The 22,954-nt window shown below is 32.3% G+C and carries 14 protein-coding genes; 3 read left to right on the top strand and 11 right to left on the bottom strand.

Features of this window, described 5'->3' with window-relative positions:
• Positions 1-234 precede the first annotated feature (234 nt).
• Complete coding sequence (locus tag CLV91_RS02340; protein ID WP_121063585.1) at positions 235-3,585, top strand: VCBS repeat-containing protein; 3,351 nt, start codon at positions 235-237, stop codon at positions 3,583-3,585.
• A 126-nt stretch (positions 3,586-3,711) separates the two neighbouring features.
• Positions 3,712-5,571 carry a CRTAC1 family protein gene (locus CLV91_RS02335; protein WP_121063583.1) on the top strand — a complete coding sequence of 620 codons (1,860 nt, stop codon included), beginning with the start codon at positions 3,712-3,714 and terminating at the stop codon, positions 5,569-5,571.
• Positions 5,572-5,629: 58 nt separating this feature from the next.
• Here CLV91_RS02335 and CLV91_RS02330 read toward each other — a convergent pair whose 3' ends face one another.
• From CLV91_RS02330 to CLV91_RS02280, 11 genes are all read right to left on the bottom strand, one after another.
• Entirely contained in the window at positions 5,630-7,846 is a 2,217-nt protein-coding gene (locus CLV91_RS02330) for a DUF7133 domain-containing protein (RefSeq protein WP_121063581.1), read from the bottom strand.
• A gap of 123 nt (positions 7,847-7,969) precedes the next feature.
• Positions 7,970-8,989, bottom strand: a complete 1,020-nt coding sequence (locus CLV91_RS02325; protein WP_121063579.1) for an L-rhamnose/proton symporter RhaT — start codon at positions 8,987-8,989, stop codon at positions 7,970-7,972.
• Positions 8,990-9,020: 31 nt separating this feature from the next.
• On the bottom strand, positions 9,021-10,058 hold the full coding sequence (locus CLV91_RS02320; protein WP_121063577.1) for an aldose epimerase family protein: 1,038 nt from the start codon (positions 10,056-10,058) through the stop codon (positions 9,021-9,023).
• A 118-nt stretch (positions 10,059-10,176) separates the two neighbouring features.
• Positions 10,177-11,271 carry a mandelate racemase/muconate lactonizing enzyme family protein gene (locus CLV91_RS02315; RefSeq protein WP_121063575.1) on the bottom strand — a complete coding sequence of 365 codons (1,095 nt, stop codon included), beginning with the start codon at positions 11,269-11,271 and terminating at the stop codon, positions 10,177-10,179.
• A gap of 66 nt (positions 11,272-11,337) precedes the next feature.
• Complete coding sequence (gene aldA, locus CLV91_RS02310; protein WP_121063573.1) at positions 11,338-12,792, bottom strand: aldehyde dehydrogenase; 1,455 nt, start codon at positions 12,790-12,792, stop codon at positions 11,338-11,340.
• An 11-nt stretch (positions 12,793-12,803) separates the two neighbouring features.
• On the bottom strand, positions 12,804-14,234 hold the full coding sequence (locus tag CLV91_RS02305; protein WP_121063571.1) for a sulfatase: 1,431 nt from the start codon (positions 14,232-14,234) through the stop codon (positions 12,804-12,806).
• A 37-nt stretch (positions 14,235-14,271) separates the two neighbouring features.
• Positions 14,272-15,036 carry an SDR family NAD(P)-dependent oxidoreductase gene (locus CLV91_RS02300; protein ID WP_211333197.1) on the bottom strand — a complete coding sequence of 255 codons (765 nt, stop codon included), beginning with the start codon at positions 15,034-15,036 and terminating at the stop codon, positions 14,272-14,274.
• Between the two features lie 58 nt (positions 15,037-15,094).
• On the bottom strand, positions 15,095-16,111 hold the full coding sequence (locus CLV91_RS02295) for a zinc-dependent alcohol dehydrogenase (protein WP_121063567.1): 1,017 nt from the start codon (positions 16,109-16,111) through the stop codon (positions 15,095-15,097).
• 157 nt (positions 16,112-16,268) lie between these two features.
• Positions 16,269-17,063 (bottom strand): IclR family transcriptional regulator, encoded by a 795-nt coding sequence (locus CLV91_RS02290; protein WP_121063565.1) that lies wholly within the window; start codon positions 17,061-17,063, stop codon positions 16,269-16,271.
• A 93-nt stretch (positions 17,064-17,156) separates the two neighbouring features.
• A complete protein-coding gene (locus CLV91_RS02285) occupies positions 17,157-18,314 on the bottom strand; it encodes a glycoside hydrolase family 117 protein (protein ID WP_245987120.1) in 1,158 nt (385 codons plus the stop codon).
• Between the two features lie 84 nt (positions 18,315-18,398).
• Positions 18,399-20,930 (bottom strand): glycoside hydrolase family 2 TIM barrel-domain containing protein, encoded by a 2,532-nt coding sequence (locus CLV91_RS02280; protein ID WP_121063561.1) that lies wholly within the window; start codon positions 20,928-20,930, stop codon positions 18,399-18,401.
• 387 nt (positions 20,931-21,317) lie between these two features.
• Here CLV91_RS02280 and CLV91_RS02275 point away from each other — a divergent pair, with 387 nt between their 5' ends.
• Positions 21,318-22,952 (top strand): tetratricopeptide repeat protein, encoded by a 1,635-nt coding sequence (locus tag CLV91_RS02275; protein ID WP_121063559.1) that lies wholly within the window; start codon positions 21,318-21,320, stop codon positions 22,950-22,952.
• Positions 22,953-22,954 lie beyond the last annotated feature (2 nt).

Below are 22,954 nucleotides of genomic sequence, written 5' to 3'. Positions count from 1 at the left end.
ACTTAAGTTTTTTTACAAAAACAAAAATTTAAAATTTATAGCACAAAAATAAGCCCTACCCACACTAATATAGTAATAATTAGGGGGATGTAGAGATAAAATCTATTGTTTTTTTAGTTTTTTTCACTATTGTTTGATTAGTATGTATTTGGTTTTGATCAATTATTACCATTTACTATGAATTTTATATGCGTTCTTTATTTTTAGTCCAACTAATAAAGTAAAAAATAAGATTTGTTTAAAATAGAATTACTAAAATTAAGCTTTGTACTAGGGTTAATAATACCATTAAATTCCTGTGAAGAAAATAAACTTCTAAGTATAAAAGATGATGATAAATTATTTGTTTTATTAGATAAAGAGTATACGAATATATCTTTTAAAAACACTCTTGTAGAAACTAGTGAGGATAACCACCTAACAAACGAGGATTTTGTTACGGGTGCTGGTGTTGCAATTGGTGATATTAATAATGACGGATTGCCAGATATTTACTTTAGCGGTAATCAAGTAAACGATGAGCTGTATCTGAATAAAGGAAATTTTGTATTTGTAAACATTTCCCAAAAAGCAGGACTTATAGAGAATAAAACATGGTCTACCGGAGTAACCTTTGGAGATGTTAATTCTGATGGTTATTTAGATATTTATGTTTGTAAAAATACACAAGGAAGTAAAAACCTTAGTACAAATTATCTTTATATTAATAACGGAGATGCAACTTTTACAGAAAGTGCAAAGGCCTACAAGGTTGATAATACGGGTTATTCTAAACAAGCTAATTTTTTTGACTACAACAAAGATGGTTATGTAGATATTTATTTAGTAAATCAGCCTCCAGGTATAGGAAATAGAATAGGAGGAAAAAATAAATATAGAGACTCTAGATATAGCGATAAACTTTATAAAAATCTAGGAAAAACAAAAGGCTATGTTGAGGTTTCTGTAGAAGCAGGGATAGAAAATACGGCTCATGGTTTATCTGCCGCTATTGGTGATATTAATAATGATGGTTGGCCAGATATTTATGTGGCAAATGATTATGATGCGCCAGATTACATGTATTTAAATAATCAAAATGGTACTTTCCAAGAGATATTAAAAACATCATTTAAACATATTTCTAATTTTAGTATGGGGAGTGATATTGCAGATTACGACAATGATGGTAATCTAGATATTATGGTTTTAGATATGGTAGCAGAAAACCATAAAAGAATTAAAACCAATATGGGAGGTATGCGTCCAGAAAATTTTTGGAAAATTGTAAAAGAGGGTGGCCATTACCAATACATGTTTAATACATTACAAAGAAATAATGGTAATGGAACTTTTAGTGATTTGGCACAAATGGCAGGGGTTTCTAATACAGATTGGAGTTGGGGGCCACTAATTGCAGATTATGATAATGATGGATATAAAGACATATTTGTAACTAACGGAATTAAAAGAAATATGCGTAATAGCGATGTAAATTTAAGGTGCAAAGTTATTTTAGATAGTATAGAAGTTGAAGCAAAAAAACAGGGTAAAAAATTCCAAGAACTTGTTAATGTTTTAGAGTTAGCACAAATGGCTCCTGAAGATAAAATTGATAATTTTATTTATAAAAATAATGGAGATTTCACATTTTCAAAAAAAACCAAAGATTGGGGTATTAGTATACCAAGTTTGTCTAATGGAGCTGCTTATGCAGATTTAGATAATGATGGTGATTTAGATTTAGTAGTAAGTAATATAAACCAAAAAGCATTTGTTTATAGAAATACGACAATGGAAAAGAGTTTATATAATTTTTTACAACTAAAATTAAAGCCCAAAAAGAATACTAATTTATACGGTACACGGGTAAAATTATATAAAGATTCTAAAGTTTGGCAAATAATAGAAATGAGTAATACAAGAGGGTATATGTCTAAAAGCCAAGATATAGCTCATTTTGGTGTTGGAAAAAATAAAGAAATAGAAAAAATAATAATTGAATGGCCAAACTGGGAAAAAACTATTTTAGAAAATATAGATGTAAATCAACAATTAGAAATTGAACAAAGCAAAAGTGCTAAAATCATTACTGAGGCTATAAAAGAACCAATAAAAGAACTCACTTTTAATAGTATAGCAAAAGAACATGGAATTGAGCATAAACATCAAGAAAATGTATACAATGATTATGATAAGCAAGTTTTACTGCCACATAAAATGTCTCAATTTGGGCCATCTATAGCAGTTGCCGATGTGAATAATGATAGCTTAGAAGATTTTTATATAGGTGGTGCTGCAGAGGGTGAAGGTACTTTATACATTCAAAATACAAATGGAACGTTTAAAAGAAGCACTTCTAAACCATGGAGTGTAGATAAAGCATCAGAAGATATGGGTTGTGTTTTTTTTGATGTTGATAATGATGCAGATATGGATTTATTTGTAGTCAGTGGAGGTAATGAATTTGAAGTAAATAGTAAAAAATTGCAAGACCGTATTTATATTAATGATGGTAAAGGAAATTTTAAAAAAGATGCTAAAAGAGTTCCTTTAAATTTAATAAGTGGTTCTGTTGTCTCCAAAGCAGATTATGATAATGATGGAGATATAGATTTATTTATAGGCGGTAGGTTAGTGCCTGGGAAATACCCTTATCCACCAAATAGCATTCTTTTAGAAAATGTAAATGGTTATTTAAAAGATGTAACTATTACCAAAGCAAAAGTTTTAAATAAAATAGGGATGGTAACTTCTAGTACTTGGGTAGATATAAACAATGATAAAAAATTAGACTTGGTAGTAGTAGGGGAGTGGATGCCAATTGTAACTTTAATTCAAAATGCTAGAGGAGAATTTATACAAAAAAAATATGAAGCTTTTAAAGATTTAGAGGGGTGGTATTATAAAGTTACTGCTGCAGATATGGATAATGATGGAGATGAAGATTTGGTTTTTGGAAACTTGGGTCTAAATTATAAATATAAAGCTTCCAAAAAAAAGCCTTTTCAAGTCCATAGTTATGATTTTGATAAAAATAATTCCACAGATATTGTTTTAAGTTATTTTGAAGAAGGGAATGTTTACCCTATAAGGGGTAGGTCTTGTTCCATTGAACAAATTCCTTCTTTAGGAGAAAAATTTCCAACTTTTGAGTCTTTTGGAGAATCTAATTTAGAAGGTATTTATGGAGATAACTTGAGTAAAGCACTTCATTTAAAAGCAAAAAACTTTGCATCTATATATGCAGAAAATATAAATGGAGAAAATTTTGCCATAACCCAATTGCCTATGCTAGCACAAATAGCAAGTGTTAATGCAATAGTGTTAGAAGATTTTAATAAAGATGGTAATAAAGATATTCTGTTGGCGGGGAATTTATTTACTTCAGAAATAGAAACTCCAAGAAACGATTCGGGAATAGGACTTTATCTTCAAGGAAATGGAAAAGGAAAATTTAAGCCAATAAATGTTCTTGAAAGTGGATTTTATACACCTAATGATGTCAAGGATATGGTTAAAATTAAGATAGGAGCTAAGAATGTAGTGTTAGTAGCAAATAATAATTACTATTTACAGGCATATAAGTATTCGTCTTTAAAATAGGATTGTTAAAAAATTATCTATATCCTGACCTATAACAACCCTTAATTGAACAATAGCTCTTTAGGTAAAAAGAATTACTTAAGTAGTTTTATAAACTATAGAATTTATAAAACTAGATTGGTAATCATGAATTTTAAAAAGTTTAAACTTTGCAGAGCCCCCTTAGCAGTGCTTTTTTTTCTTATATCTTTTTTTTCGTATTCACAACAGTTTACAGAAGTAGAGTCTAGGCCATTATCCGAAATGAAAATTAATTATGGTAATGCTGTTGCCGATTATGATTTGGATGGAGATTTAGATGTTTTTATAGTTGCTTATAATTCTTTTGATGCCAATGATCAAACTACCTGGAGTCGTCTTTTAGAAAATATAAACGGAAGGTTAGAAGATGTTACTAAAGATGCGGGTTTTGGAATACAACATTCTAATGCACAAAAGCAAGACTTAAAGTTAGGTGCTTCTTGGGGAGATTATGATAATGATGGGTATCCAGATATTTTATTATCACATCAAAATGGAACACAACTATACAAGAATATGGGTAATAAAACTTTTAAAGATGTAACCCGAACTGCAAAAATAGAGCCTTGTTTAAGTTGTAATAATTCAGGTAGTTTATGGTGGGATTATGATAATGATGGCGATTTAGATTTATACCTCTTTTATTTAGAAGATGAAAATAGATTATTTAATAACCAGGCAGACGGTACTTTTAAAGAAATCATAGGGGCTTTAAATATAAATGACGGTAATAGAACATGGTCTTCTTTACCTATTGATGCGAACCATGACGGGTGGTTAGATTTGTATGTGGTGAATGATTTTGGATTGAGTAACTTTTATCTAAGTCAAGAAGGTGAATCCTTTATAAATGCTACAGATATCTATAATTTAAGAAATACAGGTTGTGGAATGGGTTCTACAATTGGAGATTTTAATAACGATGGTTATTATGATATTTATGTTACTAATATTGCAGAAACAAAAAAAAACCCTTTGTTTATGGGTACAGCAGAAGGACCTTTTGTAAATGTAACTAATCAAGAAGGGGTAGGTAATGGCCATTATGGTTGGGGAACTAGATTTTTAGATGCAGATAATGATGGTGATCAAGATTTATATGTTGTAAATGGAGAAGCAGATTTACATTATGAAAATGTTTTTTTTAAAAACTTAAGAAAAGAAGGAGAAAAAAAATTTGATGATTGGACAAATGAATCTGCTGCAAATGGATTAAATAATGGAATGGGAGCAGAGGTTTTTGATTATGATCAAGATGGCGATTTGGATATTCTTGTGAGTAATACTAATAATGCACCTTATCTATATAAAAATACAACTGCAATTTCGGATGCATGGTTACAAGTTAGTTTAGAAGGGATAACTTCTAATAAAAATGCTTTTGGAGCTAAACTAATTGCATATGTAGAAGGAGATTCTATACACAGACTATTACACGGAGCTACTATTATGGGACAAAGTGTTAAACCAGCACATTTTGGATTAGGCGATGTAAATAAAATAGATAGTTTGTTTATTCAATGGCCTAATTCTATTCCAGAAAAAATATATGATATAGCAATAAATCAAAAAATAAAAATTGTAGAGCAACAAGGTATGCAAAAAGGAGAGTTTTTTAATTTAGAAGAGGAGGAGGAAGGTACTCCAGAAATAGATTCTCCAATATTTGATGAAATACCTAATGATAAACTTTTAGAGAAAGATTTAATAGTACACCCAAATCCCTTTAAGGAATACATAACATTTAATTTTTTAAACAAAGAGACTGGAGTTTTGCGTCTTAGTATATACACAATAATAGGAGCAAAAGTATTTAGTTTAGAGCAAGAAGTAAACGCTACTCACGATTGGATTTTACAATGGAATGGAGAGAGTAATAATGGAGTTAAATTAACTTCTGGATTATATGTTTATAAAGTAAGTTTGGCAAATAAAAAATGGTCAGGAAAGCTTCTTTTAAATTAGAAACTTACTAACCATTTATCACTTATGTTTAGCAAAGAAATACGTTCTCTACTAAGTTTTATTTTTTATAGAGTTCTTCTAATGTCCAATACTCTTCTCTGTCTTTAATTTTATTTCTAACATTTGTTACTTGCCAAGCACCAACAGGTGTAGCATTATTTAAATGTTTTCTTATGTATGTTAGTACACCAGCAATCCATTCATCATCTTGGTGTTTCATGCCAACCATAACACCAGCATATTCTTTGCCATCTAGAGGGCCTGTTAAACCATTTAGTAAGATTTTTGTAGTAATATCTCTATGCCCTGTTACTCTCGGCGAGCCTATTAATGAAGGTGCTAAGCCTTCTTTACCTTCTCCATTTGGGCCGTGGCATGCTACGCATGTATTTTTAAAATATGTATAACCATTAACTATATTATTTCTTACTTTAGAATTTTCTAAAATGTGTTTTTTCTTAATTAATTCAATTTCTTTAGGAACTTCTTTAATGCCTTCTGTACCAACAATGGTTATTACTTCGTTTGTTTGGTGTATACTCATTATCTCTTTTATAGCTTCTTTTGCCTTTTTTGAAGGACTAAGCCTTAGAGATAACAATAGTTGAATAACAACATTTTTGTCTGCATCATTTTTCATGCTAAATAATGCTTCTTCAATTTCACTATTTCCTTTTTTCAAAAAAGCTTCGCTAATTCGTAAAGCTGCGCGCCTTATTCTTGAGTCTTTATCTTTTAGTTTTTTTATAACTAAATCTTGGGTAATAGCATCTAACCCATCTAGAGTCCATAATGCATGTAATCTTTCTAATGCGTATGAATTAGAATCTTTAGAATTAAAAAATGACTCATTATCAGTTGCTATTTCTTTAAGTTTAGAAATTATAGATTTATCATTTTTGAGAATAATTAATTTTTGAGCATTAATTCTATACCAACCATTTGGGTGACCTAAATAAGCAATTAATTCTTCAGGAGATTTTTGTAATAATTTTTCAGTTTTTGCAGGTTCTATTTCATCATGCACTATTCTGTAAATTCTTCCTTTTCCTATATTTTTATCTAATTTTTTTTGCTCTACAACAGGTCTTAAAAAGCTACCTTTTCTTACCCAATTACCTTCTTGTATTATGCCTCGGTACATATCTACTACATATAAGCAGCCATCTGGACCGGTATTCGTGTGTACTGGTCTAAAATTTGAATCAGTAGAAGCCAGGAATTCAGTTTCTTTATAGGTGTTTTTTAACACGTTTTTTCCATTTATATTTTGGACAGTTGCTCTACGTATTAGCCTTCCAACAGGTTCCGGAATAAATAAATCTCCATAAGCAGGTAGTTTATCTCCTAGAAATATGGATTGTCCGCAACTTGCTGTAAAATGGTTAAGTGTTCCATCTTCACGTAATCTTTTTAATCCACCCTGTACATCTGGTGTTCCAATAACAGGCCATACCTTTTCAAAACCTTCTTCCCAATTATTTTCTACTTCTAAATTTCCATAGACAGGATGTTGCTGGTAGCCTAATGCAGGTGTTTCTCCACCTGCGCTAGAGTAAAATAATTGACCATTTTCGTCTTGGGTTAAACCCCATTGTCCGTTAGGAGCATCAGCAAGAGTATCTATTTCTATTTTACCATGAGTAAATCTGTATCGCAAAGAGTTTTTTGATAAATACAGCCAATTATCTATACTCCAAATCATACTGGCAGACTGGTGCTCTAGATTAGAGTTATCTCTTTTTTTGTTTTCTAATAATAGAATTTTTTCATCCGCTTTTAAATCTCCATCGGTATCTCTATAACTCCATATATTACGATTGTAGGTTTCTCCAACAATTACTCTATCATCAAGAGGTAATATAATCCTTGGGAGTATTAAACTGTCAATAAATACAGTGCTTTTGTCCATCTTTCCATCTCCATCTATATCTTCTAATACCGATATTCTGCTCCATGGTTCTTGTTGGTTTGTCCCATCTATGTCTTGCATATACGTTAGCATTTCTGCAACATATAATTTTCCGTTAGCATCCCAAGCAGTAGCAACAGGTTCATTTATCATGGGCTCACTTGCTACAAGTTCTACATGATACCCTTCTGGTAAATGCATCCTTTTCATGCTCTCTTCGGGAGAAAGAAATTGTACAGAGGGATCCTTTACAATTTTTGGTTTTTTATAAATTAAATCCGTATAAATCTTATCTTCATTACAACTACTGCATAATGTAAGAAGAGATATTAAGACGATAAAAATAGTTGGTTTGTGTAGCATGTTATATTAAAAAAGCACTTTATAAATTATTTTATAAAGTGCTTGCAAATTATAATATTGTTATTGGTTTATAAACGACGAATGATTTATTACACATAACAAATGTTTTTTCTAATGAGTATATTACCCTATCGTATTACTATAAGCAATAATTATGATACCTATTACCATACAAGTTAACCCTAGGTATAAAAAGTTTTTAGCTTTTGAAGATGCTTTTACCCATTCTTTTGTAATTAGGCCACTAACAATTGCTGTTACAACACAAGCTGTGTTAAAAATAGCATAACCTACACTGCCTCCTAATTCTTTTCCTAGTTTAAACCCTGCGTAAGCGAATACTACAGATGCTGCAAAGTTAAAAATCCCCATTATGGTGGTAAGCATTATGTTTTTACTTAAATGAGGTGTTTTAAATTTACCCCATAATTTTTTAGCACTCAATTGTTGGGCAAAATATATGGCAATAGCAACTCCGCCAGCCATATAGATAACATACATAACTGCGATAGCACTTTTCCATGGAGCATTACCTTGCGCTTGCGAAGCGGAATCAATTATTTCTCCTCCGGCAGCATATGCATAACTAAAACCAGTAGCTAATAAACCTCCAATAACTGCAATTAAAATTCCAGTAACCATAGATCCATTTTTGTTTGTTTCAGTATCATTAGCATCTTCTTCGTCTTTCTGTCGTAATATACCAGCTCTACCATTAGCCATAACCCCAACAAGAACAACTGCTAAGCCTGCTAAAATAGTTTGTAGTACACTAGTTTTTGGTAAGCCTACTTGTATAAAAGGCAATAGTGATCCTACTAATATTATGGTTCCAATAAAAATGGAAAATCCTAAGGATAAACCTATATGATTAATAGCTTTTCCCCACATCATAGCACCAATACCCCAAAGAATACTACAAATAATCATGGTTATTAAAGCGCTGCTAGGAATTGCAGCTAAGACATCTGAAAAACCATCAATTAATAAAAATGCAGCAACATTAGGAACTACAAACGTATTAATCGCAAAGAACATACTCCACGTATTTTCAAATTCAAAATCTTTAGTAAATTTTTCTGGTAAAGCATAAAGCCCTAACAGTAACCCTGCAAGTATTGCTAATAAAACACCTATTATCATAATTATTTAGTTTTAGTTATTATTTGGTTTGTTACCATTCAAATTTAAAAACGGTAGTACTTTTAAATTCCTCTCCAGCTTTAGTGATAGTACCTGGGGAGTTTTCTATATTCGGACCATTTTGGTAGCGGTGTGTTTCGCAACAAAACCCTTTATATTTACCATATTGCTCTCCGTTTTCTCTTTTTATTTCATCCGAAGTATATTTTCCTGTATAAAGTAGCATACACGGTTCTGAACTTGAAACAGTTAATTTTCTTCCAGATGTTTCAGATTTTATTGTAGCGACTTCTTGTAAATTAAAATTAGGATTATCGAAAATATAAAAATGCTCAAAGCCATCTCCCATAGCATTATGTACATCTCCAATTTTTTTACCTTTTCTTAAATCATCCGTATTACCAGATATATTTGCAATTTCACCTGTACCTGCTCCTGTGTCATCCATAACTTGTCTTTTACTTGTATGAACTTGAGCAATATGATTCTCTATATTAGAAGAAAACGCATCTAAATTAAAGTATGTATGATTGGTTAAGGCTATTGGTGTGTCTTGATCAGGTGTTGCAGAATAATCAATTTTTAAAGTGTTATCTTCAGTTAAAGTAAATGTTACAGAAACTTCAACATTTCCAGGAAAACCCTCTTCTAAATCTTTACTATAGAGCGTCATTTTTAAAGCGTTATCATGCGCTTCTTCTGCTGTCCATATTTTTTTATCAAATCCAGTTACACCACCATGAAGGTTATTGTCACCGCAATTTGCTTTTAATTGATAATTTTTCCCGTTTAGAGAAAATTTAGAATCTTTAATTTGAGAGCAATAACGACCAACAGTACTACCAAAATATGGAGAATTTTCTACATAAGTTTTGTCAAAATAACCATCTAGAGTATCAAAACCACAAGCAATATTTTCTATAAGACCTTTAGAATTAGGAACTTTTAAAGAAGTAATTGTAGCACCGTAATTTGTAATTTGTACTTCAATACCATTATTGTTTTTTAGTGTAAACAAATCTATTTTATTAGAATTGAAAACACCAAATTCTGTTTTTTTAATACTCATAAGATTGTTATTTAATTATAGATTTTACTCGATAATCGAGATTTAAATGCTTCGAGGCTTGCCTCAAAATCAAAATTAGTTTCCTAATAAATGCCTCGTGGACTTGCCCCGAGGTAGTTTACTTTTCTTCAAAAGGACTTAATTTCTCCCAATTAAAAATTACACCTGTACCAGGATAATCTGGGGCAACTGCTCTATGATTTTCTACTACTAAAGGTCTAGTTGTATATTGGTCTATAGGAAAACTATGAACTTCTAGCCAGCCAGAATTTGGTTGTGAAGACACTAAACTTACGTGTAGCTCTTGCATACCATGGGAACAAGCCGGTATGTCATGTTTTGCGGCTAGCTTTGCTGCAGCTAACCACCCTGTAACTCCTCCGCAGTTAGATGCATCTGGTTGTATAAATGATAATTTGGCTTGATCCATTGCATATTCAAATTCATGAATCGTATGTAAATTTTCTCCCATAGCTAATGGGAAGCCTGTTTTTTCAGCTATTTCTCCAAAACCTTTATAGTTGTCTGGTATTATTGGCTCTTCAAACCAAGTAATGTCATATTTTTTAAAACCTTCTATAGCTTTAATGGCTTTTTCAACGGTCATAGAATAATTAGCATCGACCATAAAAGTAACATCTGGCCCAATGTATTCTCTAACAGCTTTTATACGTTCTAAATCTTCTTCTAGGTTTTCTCTTCCTATTTTTATTTTTACAGCGTTAAAACCACTTGCTAAATAACCTTTCATGTTATTTAAAAGCTTTTCTATTGGGAACATTAAATCTATTCCGCCACAATAGGCTTTACAAGTATTGTCTTTGCCTCCTGCAACTTTCCATAATGGCTGTCCTAATTTTTTACAACGAATATCCCAAAGTGCAATATCTACTGCAGAAGTTGCAAAAGATGCTATACCTCCACGCCCAACGTAGTGTACGTGCCATTCTAAAAAATCGTAAATACCTTCAACATCGGTGCCGTCTTTGCCTATTAAAACATCGCTAAAATCGTGTTCTATCATTGCTTTTATAGAAAAACCTCCTTTGCCACCAGTATACGTATAACCAGTTCCTTCGCTACCATCTTCTAGGGTAATAGTTACAGTAACTAGCTCAAAATGATAGTGGTCTCCATGTTTTGCATCAGACATTACCTCAGGTAATGGAACGGTAAACAATCTTGTTTTAATGTTTGAAATTTTTGTACTCATCTTCTTTAGTTATAAAATGTAAAAAAGCAGCTTATGGTATTATTTATAAGCTGCTTTTGCATTGTATTATGCTTTATGTCTTACGTAGAAAGTCTTCTTTTCCATATATTGTTCAAAACCATATTTACCATCTTCTCCGCCAGAACCAGAAAGTTTATAACCATTATGGAAACCTTGGTGTTGCTCTCCATGTCCACGGTTTACATATATTTCTCCGTACTCTAATTCGTCATTACATTTCATGATGGTATTCATATCATTTGTAAATACCATTGCAGCCAAACCATATTCACAATCATTAGCGAAACCAATTACTTCTTCAAATGTTTTGAATTTTAGAACAGGTAATATAGGACCAAAAGATTCTTCATGAACTATAGTCATGTCTTGTGTAACATTCGTTAGAACAGTAGGTTCAAACCAGAAACCTTTTTCAAATCCAGCTCCTTCTGGGCGTTTACCACCTGCAGCAACTGTAGCTCCTTCTTTTACAGAAACTTCTACTAAATGTTCCATATGTTTTAACTCCGAACCGTTTACTTTAGGTCCCATATCAGTTTCTTCTAACATTGGATCTCCAACTTTTATTTCGGCTACTTTAGCAAGAAATTTTTTCATGAAAGTATCATAAATACCTTCGTGAATGTACATACGTTCGTTACAAGTACAAACTTGTCCACAGTTATCAAAACGAGAATGTAAAGCTGCATCTACAGCAGCATCAATATCTGCATCTTCAAAAACAATAAAAGGAGCTTTACCTCCTAATTCTAATTGTACGTGTGTTAAATTTTGAGCAGCATTGCGAGCAATTTGTTGCCCTACAGGAGTAGAACCTGTCATTGTTACCATTTTACAAATTGGGCTTTCTACTAATGCATTACCCATAGCTCTACCAGGGCCTGTTAAGATATTAATAACTCCTGCTGGTATTCCAACTTTGTTAGCCAAGTTTCCTAACTCTAGAGTTGCTAAAGGTGTTTCAGATGTAGGTTTAATTACAATAGAGTTACCAGCAACCAAAGCGGGACCTAATTTACGACCGGCCAATGCAAAAGGGAAGTTCCATGCTGTAATTGCAACAACAACTCCTCTTGGTACTTTTTGTATCCAAATTTGTTCATTAGGATTATCTGAAGGAATAATATCTCCCTCGATTCTTCTTGCTCCTTCACAAGCATATCTTATGAAAGATGCTCCTACAGCTACCTCAAAACGAGCTACTTTTAAAAGCTTTCCTTGCTCCTTTACTAATAATTGCGCTAATTCCTCATTGTTAGCATCTATTTCGTCTGCTAGTTTGTACAATAAATCTGCACGAGTTCTTGCAGGTAATTTTTTCCATTCTTTTTGAGCTTTATCGGCCGCTTCTAAAGTTTGTATTGCTTCTTCTGCTGTACCATTTTGTACTCTCGCCACTACTTCTTCTGTAGATGGGCTAATAATATCAATAGTTTCTCCAGAGGTAGATTTTACCCACTCTCCATTGATGAATAATTTGTACTCTTTAATTTGTGACATGTTGATAGTTTTTATTTTATTTTTTCTTTTCTGAAGTTATCCATTCTCGTAGCGGCCTTACCTTCAAATTTTCTTTCGAGTTGCCAAAGAGGTCTTTCTAATGTTAGTTCCCATTGAAATAACATCTTATACATTTCTTTTACTTTTTCAGGATTTTTGGAAGCTAAATCGTTTATTTCTGATATATCTTTCTCAATATTGTATAATTCAGCAGGTCTGTCAGGAAATCTAATTAACTTATAATCTCCATGACGTATAGCTCCTCTATTTTCTTTTTTCCAGTATAAAGTTTCATGTGGTTTTTCTTCATTACCTTTCTCTAAATACGGTAATATATTAACACCATCTATGTCTTTAATAGTACTAACATCTCCGCTTGCTGCAGAAACAAAAGTTGGTAATAAATCTAAAGTTGAGATTGGGTTATTATAGGTTGTTCCTTTTTTTAGTTTTCCTTTCCAAGACATTAAAAAAGGAATTCTTATTCCGCCTTCCAAATGGTTAGCTTTTGTTCCACTTAATGGATGATTATTAGATTCATTTGAATCTGATGGGCCTCCATTATCATTTGCAAAAACAATTAATGTGTTTTTTTCTATGCCTAAATCTTTTATTTTTTGAAGCACTTGTCCGCAGGCTCTATCTAATCCTATTGTCATTGCAGCCAATGTTCTTCGTTTTCCTTTTAAATGAGAAGGTATCTTTTTTAAGTCGTCTTCTCTGGCCTCCATAGGAGTGTGTACAGCATTAAAAGATAAATACACAAAAAACGGATTGTCTTTATTACGTTCCATGAAGCTCATTGTTTCTTTTGCTAATGCATCAGTTAAATACAATTCACTTTCTTTGAACTCTTCAAACCCTCTTTCTAAACGGTCTTCTTTTCTTTGTTTTTTGCTATGTTTTGTAATTTCGTAATAACTACGTGCGCCACCTCTAAAGCCATAAAACTCATCAAAACCTCTTTTTGTTGGGTGAAAACGGTCTGCATTACCCATGTGCCATTTCCCAAAAACAGCTGTTTTGTATCCTAATTTTTTAAGATAATCTGCGACTGTTTTTTGATGTAATGGTAACCCCATTTCATCACCTTGTAGACCTGAAGCACTCATTATACCTGGTACGTTATTTTCTTCGTAACCAAATTTTTGTTGGTACTTTCCAGTTAAAAGTCCAGCTCTTGATGGTCCGCATACTGCAGCAGAAACATAGGCTTGTGTAAATTTTACACCACTTTTTGCTAAGGTGTCTAAATTAGGTGTTTTAAAATCTTTACTTCCTTGGAACCCAAAATCTGCATAACCAGCATCATCAGACAAGATGAAAACAATATTAGGCTGTTCTTGACCATAAATAGAGGTAGAAAAGCTAATTAAAAGCAAGCCTATACAAACAATTTTTTGTTTAAAAATGGACTTTATTTTTGGTTTTTTTGTTTTCATCTTAGTTTGACAATGTGAATAATAGTTGAGAGTTTAATTATCTACCCATCCAACCGCCATCTACTAGCGTAATAGAACCATGCATGTAGTCTGAAGCTTTGGAGCTTAGGAATACAACTGGGCCAGCAAAATCTGCTGGTTCTCCCCAGCGACCTGCAGGAATACGTGCTAAAATAGAATCTGCTCTTTCTGGGTTGTTACGTAATGCCTCTGTATTGTCCGTAGCAATGTAACCAGGAGCTATACCATTTACATTTACCCCTTTACCTGCCCATTCGTTAGCAAAAGCCATAATCATTTGTCCTATGGCACCTTTACTAGCGGCGTAACCAGGAACAGTAATACCGCCTTGATAAGTTAGTAGAGACGCTGTAAACACTATTTTTCCAGAACCTCGAGCAATCATGTCTTTTCCTATTTCTCTAGTTAGAATAAATTGTGCATTTTGGTTTACTTCAATAACTTTGTCCCACATATCATCTGGGTGTTCTGCAGCTGGCGTTCTAAGAATAGTTCCCGCGTTATTTATTAAAATGTCTATTTGAGAATGATTTGCTTTTACTTCTTTTATAAAAGCGTAAAGTGATTTTCTGTCTGAAAAATCGCACTGGTAGGCTGTGAATTTTTTACCCCTAGCAACAACTTCTTTTTCTATAGAACTCCCTTGTAATTCTAAGGTTGCGGAAACACCAATAATATCTGCTCCAGCTTCTGCTAAAGCTATTGCCATTCCTTTTCCAATTCCTCTTTTGCAACCAGTTACAATGGCTACTTTACCTTCTAGGTTAAAACTATTTAAAATACTCATTTCTTTTTATGCTAATAGCCTTTTGCTTTTGGCAATTGGCTTGTTTGTTATTTTATAATTGACAATCCATTAAGACTTTTAATCCGTCAGGGTTTTTATCTATATTTTCAAAAACTTGTTGAATGTTTGATAGTGGTTGTACATCTGTAATCATATCTTCAAATGGCAACTCATTTGCTGTAATTAAAGCAATAGATTTTTCATAATCTTCTTTTTCATATACACGAGCACCTATTAATTTTAATTCTTTCCAAAAGAATTTAAATAAATCAATTGGTTTCTTTTCTCCGTGAATAGCTACCATTAAAATACGACCTCTTATACCTGCAACTTCTGTCATTACATCAAGTGCTGGTTGTACACCCGCAACTTCAAAAACAACATCTGCTTTTCTTCCTTCTGTTTTTCCGTGAACATACTCCACCAAGTCAACATCTATAGGGCTAACTGCATCAAATCCTAATTCTTTAGCTTTAGCAATACGTATTGGGTTTACTTCAGATATTATTACTTTTGCGCCAACTTCTTTAGCAACCATAGCAACTAATAAACCAATTGGTCCACCACCTAAAACAACAGCTGTTTCACCTGCAACTAAACCGCTTAAACGAACATCATGTGTTGCTACTGATAAGGGCTCTATTAATGCAGCTAATTTTAAGTCGGTATTTTCTTTTAATTTGTGCAGAGTAAATGCTGGAACATTCCAGTATTGTTGCATAGACCCAGGACTGTCTATTCCTATAAAGTTTAATTCTTCACAGATATGATTAAATCCTTTGTCAGACGGTTTTACTTTAGTGTCATCTAGTGGACGAACTACTACTTTGTCTCCTACGGCATAGCCTGTAACACCTGCTCCAACCGCGTCTATTGTTCCTGACATTTCATGTCCAATAGTTTGTGGCATTGCAACTCTTTTATCCATCATTCCATGATAAATATGTACATCTGTACCACACACACCCGAATAAGCTACTTTTATACGTACTTCGCCTTTTTTTGGGTTTTCAATTTCTGTTTCTATTACACTGAAGGTTTTATTCCCTTCGTATCTTGTCGCTTTCATTTATTTAAGTTTCAAATAATAAACTAGTTTCTCATTTGAAACAAATATACAATATTTATTGTTTACTATTTGTTAAAAAATTAGCGTAGATAATTAAAGTTGTAGTAGTTGTAACTTAAAGGTAGTTAGCTTAGTATATGTTTTATTGCTGTAAAGTTTATTGCAGTTGTAGAAAGCCTAATTTCGCAGAAATTTCTAGAGCATATTTAGCTATAATTTCTCCTTTTTCATGAAATTGTTCGTGGGGAAGCCTACCGTGTGGTGCTGTAATCCATAAGGCAGCTACAGGACGGCCGTATTCATTAAAAATAGGGGCGCCTACGCAGTGAATTCCTCGTATATCTTCTCCATTATCTATAGCATATCCTAGTTTTTTAATTTCTTTAAGTTGCTCTCTAAATTCTTTTTTAGAGGTAATTGTGTTTTTTGTATACTCTGTTAGTGTAATTTTTTTTAAAATTTCATTTGTTTCTTCATCTGGTAAAAATGCCAAAATACTTTTTCCGCCTACAGAGCTATGAATGCTAAATTGAGTTCCTTGCTCTACAAAAAGCTTTACAGGGTAGGAAGATGCAACTTGTTCTAGAATGGAGCCTTTAGTGCCTAGTAAAACACCTAGCATAACCGATTCTTTTAATTCATCTCTTAATGCACGCATTACATCTATAGACATTTCAACAATGCTTTGCTCATTCATGGAAGAGATTCCAAGGCTTAGCATTTTTCTAGAGAGTGTAATTTTTTTTGTGGTCTCGTTTTTTTGCAAATAATTTTTAAAAATTAAAGTGCTTATTACTCTAAACGCTGTTGTTTTTGTTAATGACAGTGTTTCGGTTATTTCCGATAGAGTTAGCCCACTTTTTTTTGTAGCCAGTAGTTCTATTACTAATAAGCCCCTTTCTAGATTTGGAACATTATACGCAGTTTTTAAATCGGCTTTTGGCTTATTCATGATTTGTTAAGTGATATTCAATTTAGTTGGCAATTTATAAAAAAAGGCGACAATTATAGATTGTCGCCTTTTTTAAGATACTTTTTTTTGATATTATTTGCTCTTTTTTGCTCCTTTGGCTACGTGTTTTGTTTTTCTTGCAGATGTATAACTCATAATGCTTTGGTAGTCGCTATTGTTGTATATGTGTGACAAGCCCCAACGAAGAATTTCTGTTGGTTCCTTTTCGTTATCTGCATCTCTATTAAGTCCAATTGCATGTGCATTAACACCAGGAATAACGGACATTATTTCAAAATTAATACCATCTTTAGCCCATTGTATAGTATTTTTTTCTGGGCCATCTGTTGTTATAAGAGCTGCAATACCACCATTGTATGGCCAAACACAAATTTCATGACCACTATTACTTATGGGATTGTAAGGAGATTTTACATAAGGTCCTTCTGGTTTGTCAGCTATTGCTACTCCATGACGAATTTGTCTTCCGCCAAAAGTAATTTGTTCTCCCATTTGTTCCCCTTTGTAGTATAAATAGAATTTACCTTTGTAAGGAATAATACATGGGTCATGAACTTTGTGACTATCAAAATCCCCTTTCTTTTTTACTAAAGATCTATCTTGAGTTTCTCCTTCCCAAATACCATTATCTGCAGGACTAAGTATAGGTTCTTTGCTTTTTGTCCAAGGGCCGTTTGGAGAATCTGACCAAGCCAAACCTACTTGGTTTTTTACTCTTACATTATAAGGAGACTTTACGGTTTGGTAGCACAGATAATATTTATTTTCATGTTTCATGATTTCTACTGTAAATACAGATCTGTCATCATATTCTCCTTTTTTTCCTCTGGCTACGGCTAAACCTTCTTCTTTCCAAGTTTCTCCGTCTTCAGAAGTTGCATACCAAATGTCGCAACGATCCCATGGAAAAACTTTTTCATTTTCTATATCGCCACCAAAGCCTTGTGTAGGGCCAGTGCTTTTTGTATACCATACATAATATTTTCCATTTTCTTTAATCATGGCACTAGGGTCTCTACGTACCACACCTTCCTCATATGCTAAATCTCCTTTTAAAGGCTGTAGGGGGCCAAATTGGATAAACCATTCATTCCCTAAATCCATAGGCCATTTTAAAGCCCTTTTAGATGCTGCGCTAAGATGATTAACATCTGTAATTCCTAAATGGTCTATTTGAGCTTCTGTTATTTCTACGGATTCTTCTTTTTGATTTTTCTCGTTGGTGTTCATATTTGTATTAGAATTACATGAAGCTAATAATGCAATCGAAGATAGATAAATAAATATTTTGGTTTTTAAAATCATTTTTATTTGTTATTTAATTGATATGGATATTGATTCACTTTTTAAATTAGTAGCATTTGCTGTTATAGTTACTTTTCCAGGAGCGTCCTTTAAGGATTGCACAATTAATAAGCATCTGCCTTTGTCTGTTTTAACCGTATTTGACTGTAAATCTTGTACGTTTGTAGCGGCTCCGTTATCTACGCCTAGAATTTTTATATCTCCTTGAGAGCTAAAAGTAATTTTAGTATTCTCATTCTTTACTAGGTTTCCGTTTTCATCCACTAATTGGGCTACAACATGAGAAACATCATACCCATCTGCATTTAGCTCTTTTTTGTCTACCGTTAGTTTTACTGTCGTGGGCTTTTTAGCCGTTGTTAAAGTAGTTGTTACTGTTTTACCATTTGCTATTCCTTTTGCCTCTAATTTTCCGGCATTAAATGGTACTGCCCATTTATATATGTGGTCCTCAAAATTAGCTAATTTTTTTACACCTAAACTAGTGTCATTTAAAAACAACTCTACTTCTTCGCAATTAGAATATACTTCTACGGATACCATCTCATCTTCAGTGTAGTTCCAATGGTTGTTTACATTATGCCAAATCCACATTGCTGTTTTCCATGCTTCTGAGTTTTTAGCCACTATTTCACCAGTTTTTTCATTTATTTTATTAATAGACTTATCTAGTTGTTGTGTTGCTATATAAACAGATGGCTCCTTAGACCATAAAGTTTTGTACATATGAAACGATGGCTTTTCAAAACCAGCTTGATTTAGCAAGCCAGAAGGTAATGTTTTTCTTGGCCATTGTCCGTTAGATTCCCCCATATAATCTATGCCTGTCCATAAAAATGTACCAGAAACATGCGGACGCTCTTCTATAGCTTTCCACTCATGCCACTGTCCTAGATTCTCCGTGCCCATTAATGGTAAATTAGGATAGTTTTCATGGCCATAATCATATAGTACTCTGCGGTAGCTAAAGCCTATTATATCAAGAGCATCTGCATAACCTGTTTCGTAACTTGCTGTTGGTAATATACAATTAGCAATTACATATCTGGTAGTATCTAATTCTTTGGTCCATCTTGCTAATTTTTGAGCCGTTTTACCTATATCGTATTTACCTTTTGGTAACGTCCTTACCTTTTCTTTAACTTGTTCTATGGTGTAAGGTGATTTTTCCCAAAAATAGTTTCCAGTCCATTCCATATTTCCAAAAAAACCGGTTGCTTTTGAACTATTAGGGTATGTCCACTCTATTTCATTTCCTATGCTCCACTGTATGATAGAAGGGTGGTTACGGTGTGCTAACATTGTATTTGTTAAATCTTTTTTTGCCCATTTTTGAAAATGTTGACCATATCCTTGGGTAACGGAATCTACCTTGGTTTCCCATTTATTAAGTCTTTTATCTTTTGGGTTGTCCCACTCATCAAAAAATTCATCCTGCACTAAGAATCCCATTTCGTCACACAATTCTAAAAACTCTTCAGATGCTGGGTTATGAGATACTCTAATAGCATTACAGCCACCTTCTCTTAGTTTTTCAAAGCGTCTTCTCCAAACTCCTTTTGGAACCGCAGAACCAACTAATCCTCCATCATGGTGTAAGCACACACCCTTGATTTTCATATTCTCACCATTAAGAAAGAATCCTTTATCTACATCAAAAACGATACTTCTAATTCCGAAAGTAGTTTCGTTTACATCAAAAACTTCATCGCCCTTTAATACAGTGGTAATTGCTTTGTATAATGATGGACTATCTACTCCCCATAAACTTGGAGACGTAACAACAATTTCTTGTGTAAAAACATCTTGAGAATTCTTTTGTACTGATAATTCGTCAGATTGCTCACCAACCTTTATGTTATTATGATTATACAATTCTGTCACTAATTTAAATGAACTATCTTCTGTATAATTATTTTTAACCTTAATCTCTAAATTAACTTTTGCTTCATTTTCAGAGACTTTTGGTGTGGTTACAAACGTACCCCAAACCGGAATGTGAAGTTTATTTTTAGTAATTAATTTTACGTTTCTGTATATTCCAGAACCTGTATACCAACGGCTGTCTACGAATCTACTTCTGTCAACCTTAACTTCTATAATATTTTCAGTGCCATTATTTAAATTAGAAGTAATATCATAGAAGAAAGGAGAATATCCGTAAGGATGAAAGCCTAATTTACTACCATTTAATATTACATCAGCATTATTATATACACCATCAAATAATAAATAAGCCACCTCATTATCTTGTATGTTTAAAGAGAATTTTTTTCTGTAGAAACCAATTCCACCGGGAAGATAACCAGTTGCTCCTTCACCATTTATAGAGTCAAAAGAATGTTCTACACTCCAGTCGTGTGGTAAATTTACTTTTCGCCAGACCTTATTTTTCTTAGTAGAATCCGTAAGACTAAATTCCCAATTAAAATTAAAATCAGAAATAGAGCTAATAGATGTTGTTTCTTTTTTTGATGAGCAACTAGCAACTATTACTGTAACTAATATTACCGTTAAAATTCGTGTAACTACTTTAGTCATTTTATATATCTAAATGGTTTTTCTAAGAAATGTTATTAAGCTGAATAATACCTTAATACTAATTGGTATTCAATTATTAAATACTCATTCGAAAAATTAAAATACTTATCAGTATAATAATAAAGCAACACGTGTATAGAGTGGTTGAATATAATATTTGTAGTATATGTACTTTAGTTTTCACAAATATGAATATATATGGCGATAAATATGTGAATTTACTACTAGATAAAAACTCAACATTTTATAATATCCTGCAATTTTAATGATATATAACTGAACAAGTGTTATATTGGATTATACTATGTTGTTCTTTGTATGTTTAGTTACAGCTGCATGTGAGTTTAGTTTTTTTTTGGAATAAATAATATATCAAATTGTTAAGATATGAGTATAGGGTTAAAATATACAAAAGTAATTTGGCTTAATTTTTTTATTATATTTTTTTTATGTTGCATTTTTTTTAGTTCTAACATTAAAGCTCAAAAACCTTATAATACTAATGAATATATTGATAAGGTACATTTGCTTATTGGTAAAAATAATGACAGTGCTTTTTTTTATTTAAAAAAGGGTATTGAATATTATTCAAGAGAAAGAGACACTGTAAATCTTGTATATACTATCTGTGAATTGTCTAATTATTATTCTCATAATCTAGACTACGGTAATGCTTATGAGGGACATTGGGAGGCTCTTATTTTGGCAGATAAGTCTAACAATGAAAAGTTAAAGCCAAAAATTTATCAAGGGTTGGGTTGGTTATATTTATATTTTAGGAGAGATGAAGAGGCTTTAAAATATTTTAAACTTGCATTATCATTAAATAAACAATTACTTAAAGAAAAAAAGATACATGAAAGTTTATTGCTTAGTGATTATTTTGCTTTAATAAATTATTATAGAACTAGAGGTAATCTAAAGAAAGCTTCGGAATATTTAGATAGCGCTATAGCTATTCAGAATAGGCTTGGAACCGGTAGTTTTTATTTAGTTTCAGAATTGGGTTACGTTAAAGGTTTTTCTGGAGAATATGAAAAAGGCATAGCGCTTTTAGATAAAGCTGCTGATTATTTTAAAGAAAATAATCCATCTTACATGATTATAATAAACTATTTATACGGTCAAGTTCATGAGAAAAATGGCCAATTAAATAAGAGCATTGAGGCGTATAAAAAAACCTTGGCTTTAACAGATGATTATAATCGGCATTCAAATTATATTTTAAAAGGAAATGAATCTTTAGCAAATATATATTCTGAACAACAAGAATATGAAAAGGCGTATTATCATAGAAACATTGCGGCCAATGTAAATGAAAAAATATTTGGGAGAACAAGTGAACATAATAGCCACCTTTTTGAGATAAATGATAAATATAGGCTTCAAAAGGAAAACGAAAAAGCTTTACAGAAAGAGAGACATATTGAAAAATTAGAAGACGAAAAAAGAATTGGATTTTTGAAGAACATTTTAATGGGAGTTGTAGTGCTTTTTATATTGCTATACAGTGTCCTATTCTTTAGAAATTTAAGAAGAAAACATAGATTAGAAAAAGAAACATTATTAGAGAAAAGACGTTTAGAAAAGCAAAAGACTAGGGAGGTAATGGAGCTTAAAAATAGAGAGCTAACGGCTTCTGCGTTACAATTAATAGAGAAAGAGGAGTTTATTATAAAGTTAAAGCAAAGTATTTCTAAAAGTGACACTATTGATGTTAGGACAATAAATAGAATGCTTAAAGGTATTCAGAGCTCTCCTGGAAGTAATTGGAAAGAGTTTGAGGCAAGATTTACTTCTATAAATCAAAGTTTTTATAAAAAAATTAGAGATAATTTTCCAGATTTAGGACAGACTGATCTAAAACTTTGCGCTTTAGTTAAATTAGATTTCTCTAGTAAAGAAATGTCTTCTTTGTTAGGTATTACTATTGAAAGTGTACATACTTCTAGACATAGATTAAGAAAAAAACTGCAATTAAAAAGGGGTGAGAACCTTGTAGACTTTATTGCAACCTTCTAGAA

The organism is Maribacter vaceletii (genome assembly GCF_003634105.1).
Taxonomy (GTDB): Bacteria; Bacteroidota; Bacteroidia; order Flavobacteriales; family Flavobacteriaceae; genus Maribacter_B; species Maribacter_B vaceletii.
The sequence above is the reverse complement of the archived record's forward strand: the minus strand, read 5'-3'. Positions and strand labels throughout refer to the sequence as shown.

Bases quoted from the DNA above. Each gene is read 5' to 3' on its own strand.
- CLV91_RS02335 (WP_121063583.1), top strand. From the start codon at position 3,712: ATGAATTTTAAAAAGTTTAAACTTTGCAGAGCCCCCTTAGCAGTGCTT.
- CLV91_RS02330 (WP_121063581.1), bottom strand. From the start codon at position 7,846: ATGCTACACAAACCAACTATTTTTATCGTCTTAATATCTCTTCTTACA.
- CLV91_RS02325 (WP_121063579.1), bottom strand. From the start codon at position 8,989: ATGATAATAGGTGTTTTATTAGCAATACTTGCAGGGTTACTGTTAGGG.
- CLV91_RS02320 (WP_121063577.1), bottom strand. From the start codon at position 10,058: ATGAGTATTAAAAAAACAGAATTTGGTGTTTTCAATTCTAATAAAATA.
- CLV91_RS02315 (WP_121063575.1), bottom strand. From the start codon at position 11,271: ATGAGTACAAAAATTTCAAACATTAAAACAAGATTGTTTACCGTTCCA.
- aldA (WP_121063573.1), bottom strand. From the start codon at position 12,792: ATGTCACAAATTAAAGAGTACAAATTATTCATCAATGGAGAGTGGGTA.
- CLV91_RS02305 (WP_121063571.1), bottom strand. From the start codon at position 14,234: ATGAAAACAAAAAAACCAAAAATAAAGTCCATTTTTAAACAAAAAATT.
- CLV91_RS02295 (WP_121063567.1), bottom strand. From the start codon at position 16,111: ATGAAAGCGACAAGATACGAAGGGAATAAAACCTTCAGTGTAATAGAA.
- CLV91_RS02290 (WP_121063565.1), bottom strand. From the start codon at position 17,063: ATGAATAAGCCAAAAGCCGATTTAAAAACTGCGTATAATGTTCCAAAT.
- CLV91_RS02285 (WP_245987120.1), bottom strand. From the start codon at position 18,314: ATGAACACCAACGAGAAAAATCAAAAAGAAGAATCCGTAGAAATAACA.
- CLV91_RS02280 (WP_121063561.1), bottom strand. From the start codon at position 20,930: ATGACTAAAGTAGTTACACGAATTTTAACGGTAATATTAGTTACAGTA.
- CLV91_RS02275 (WP_121063559.1), top strand. From the start codon at position 21,318: ATGAGTATAGGGTTAAAATATACAAAAGTAATTTGGCTTAATTTTTTT.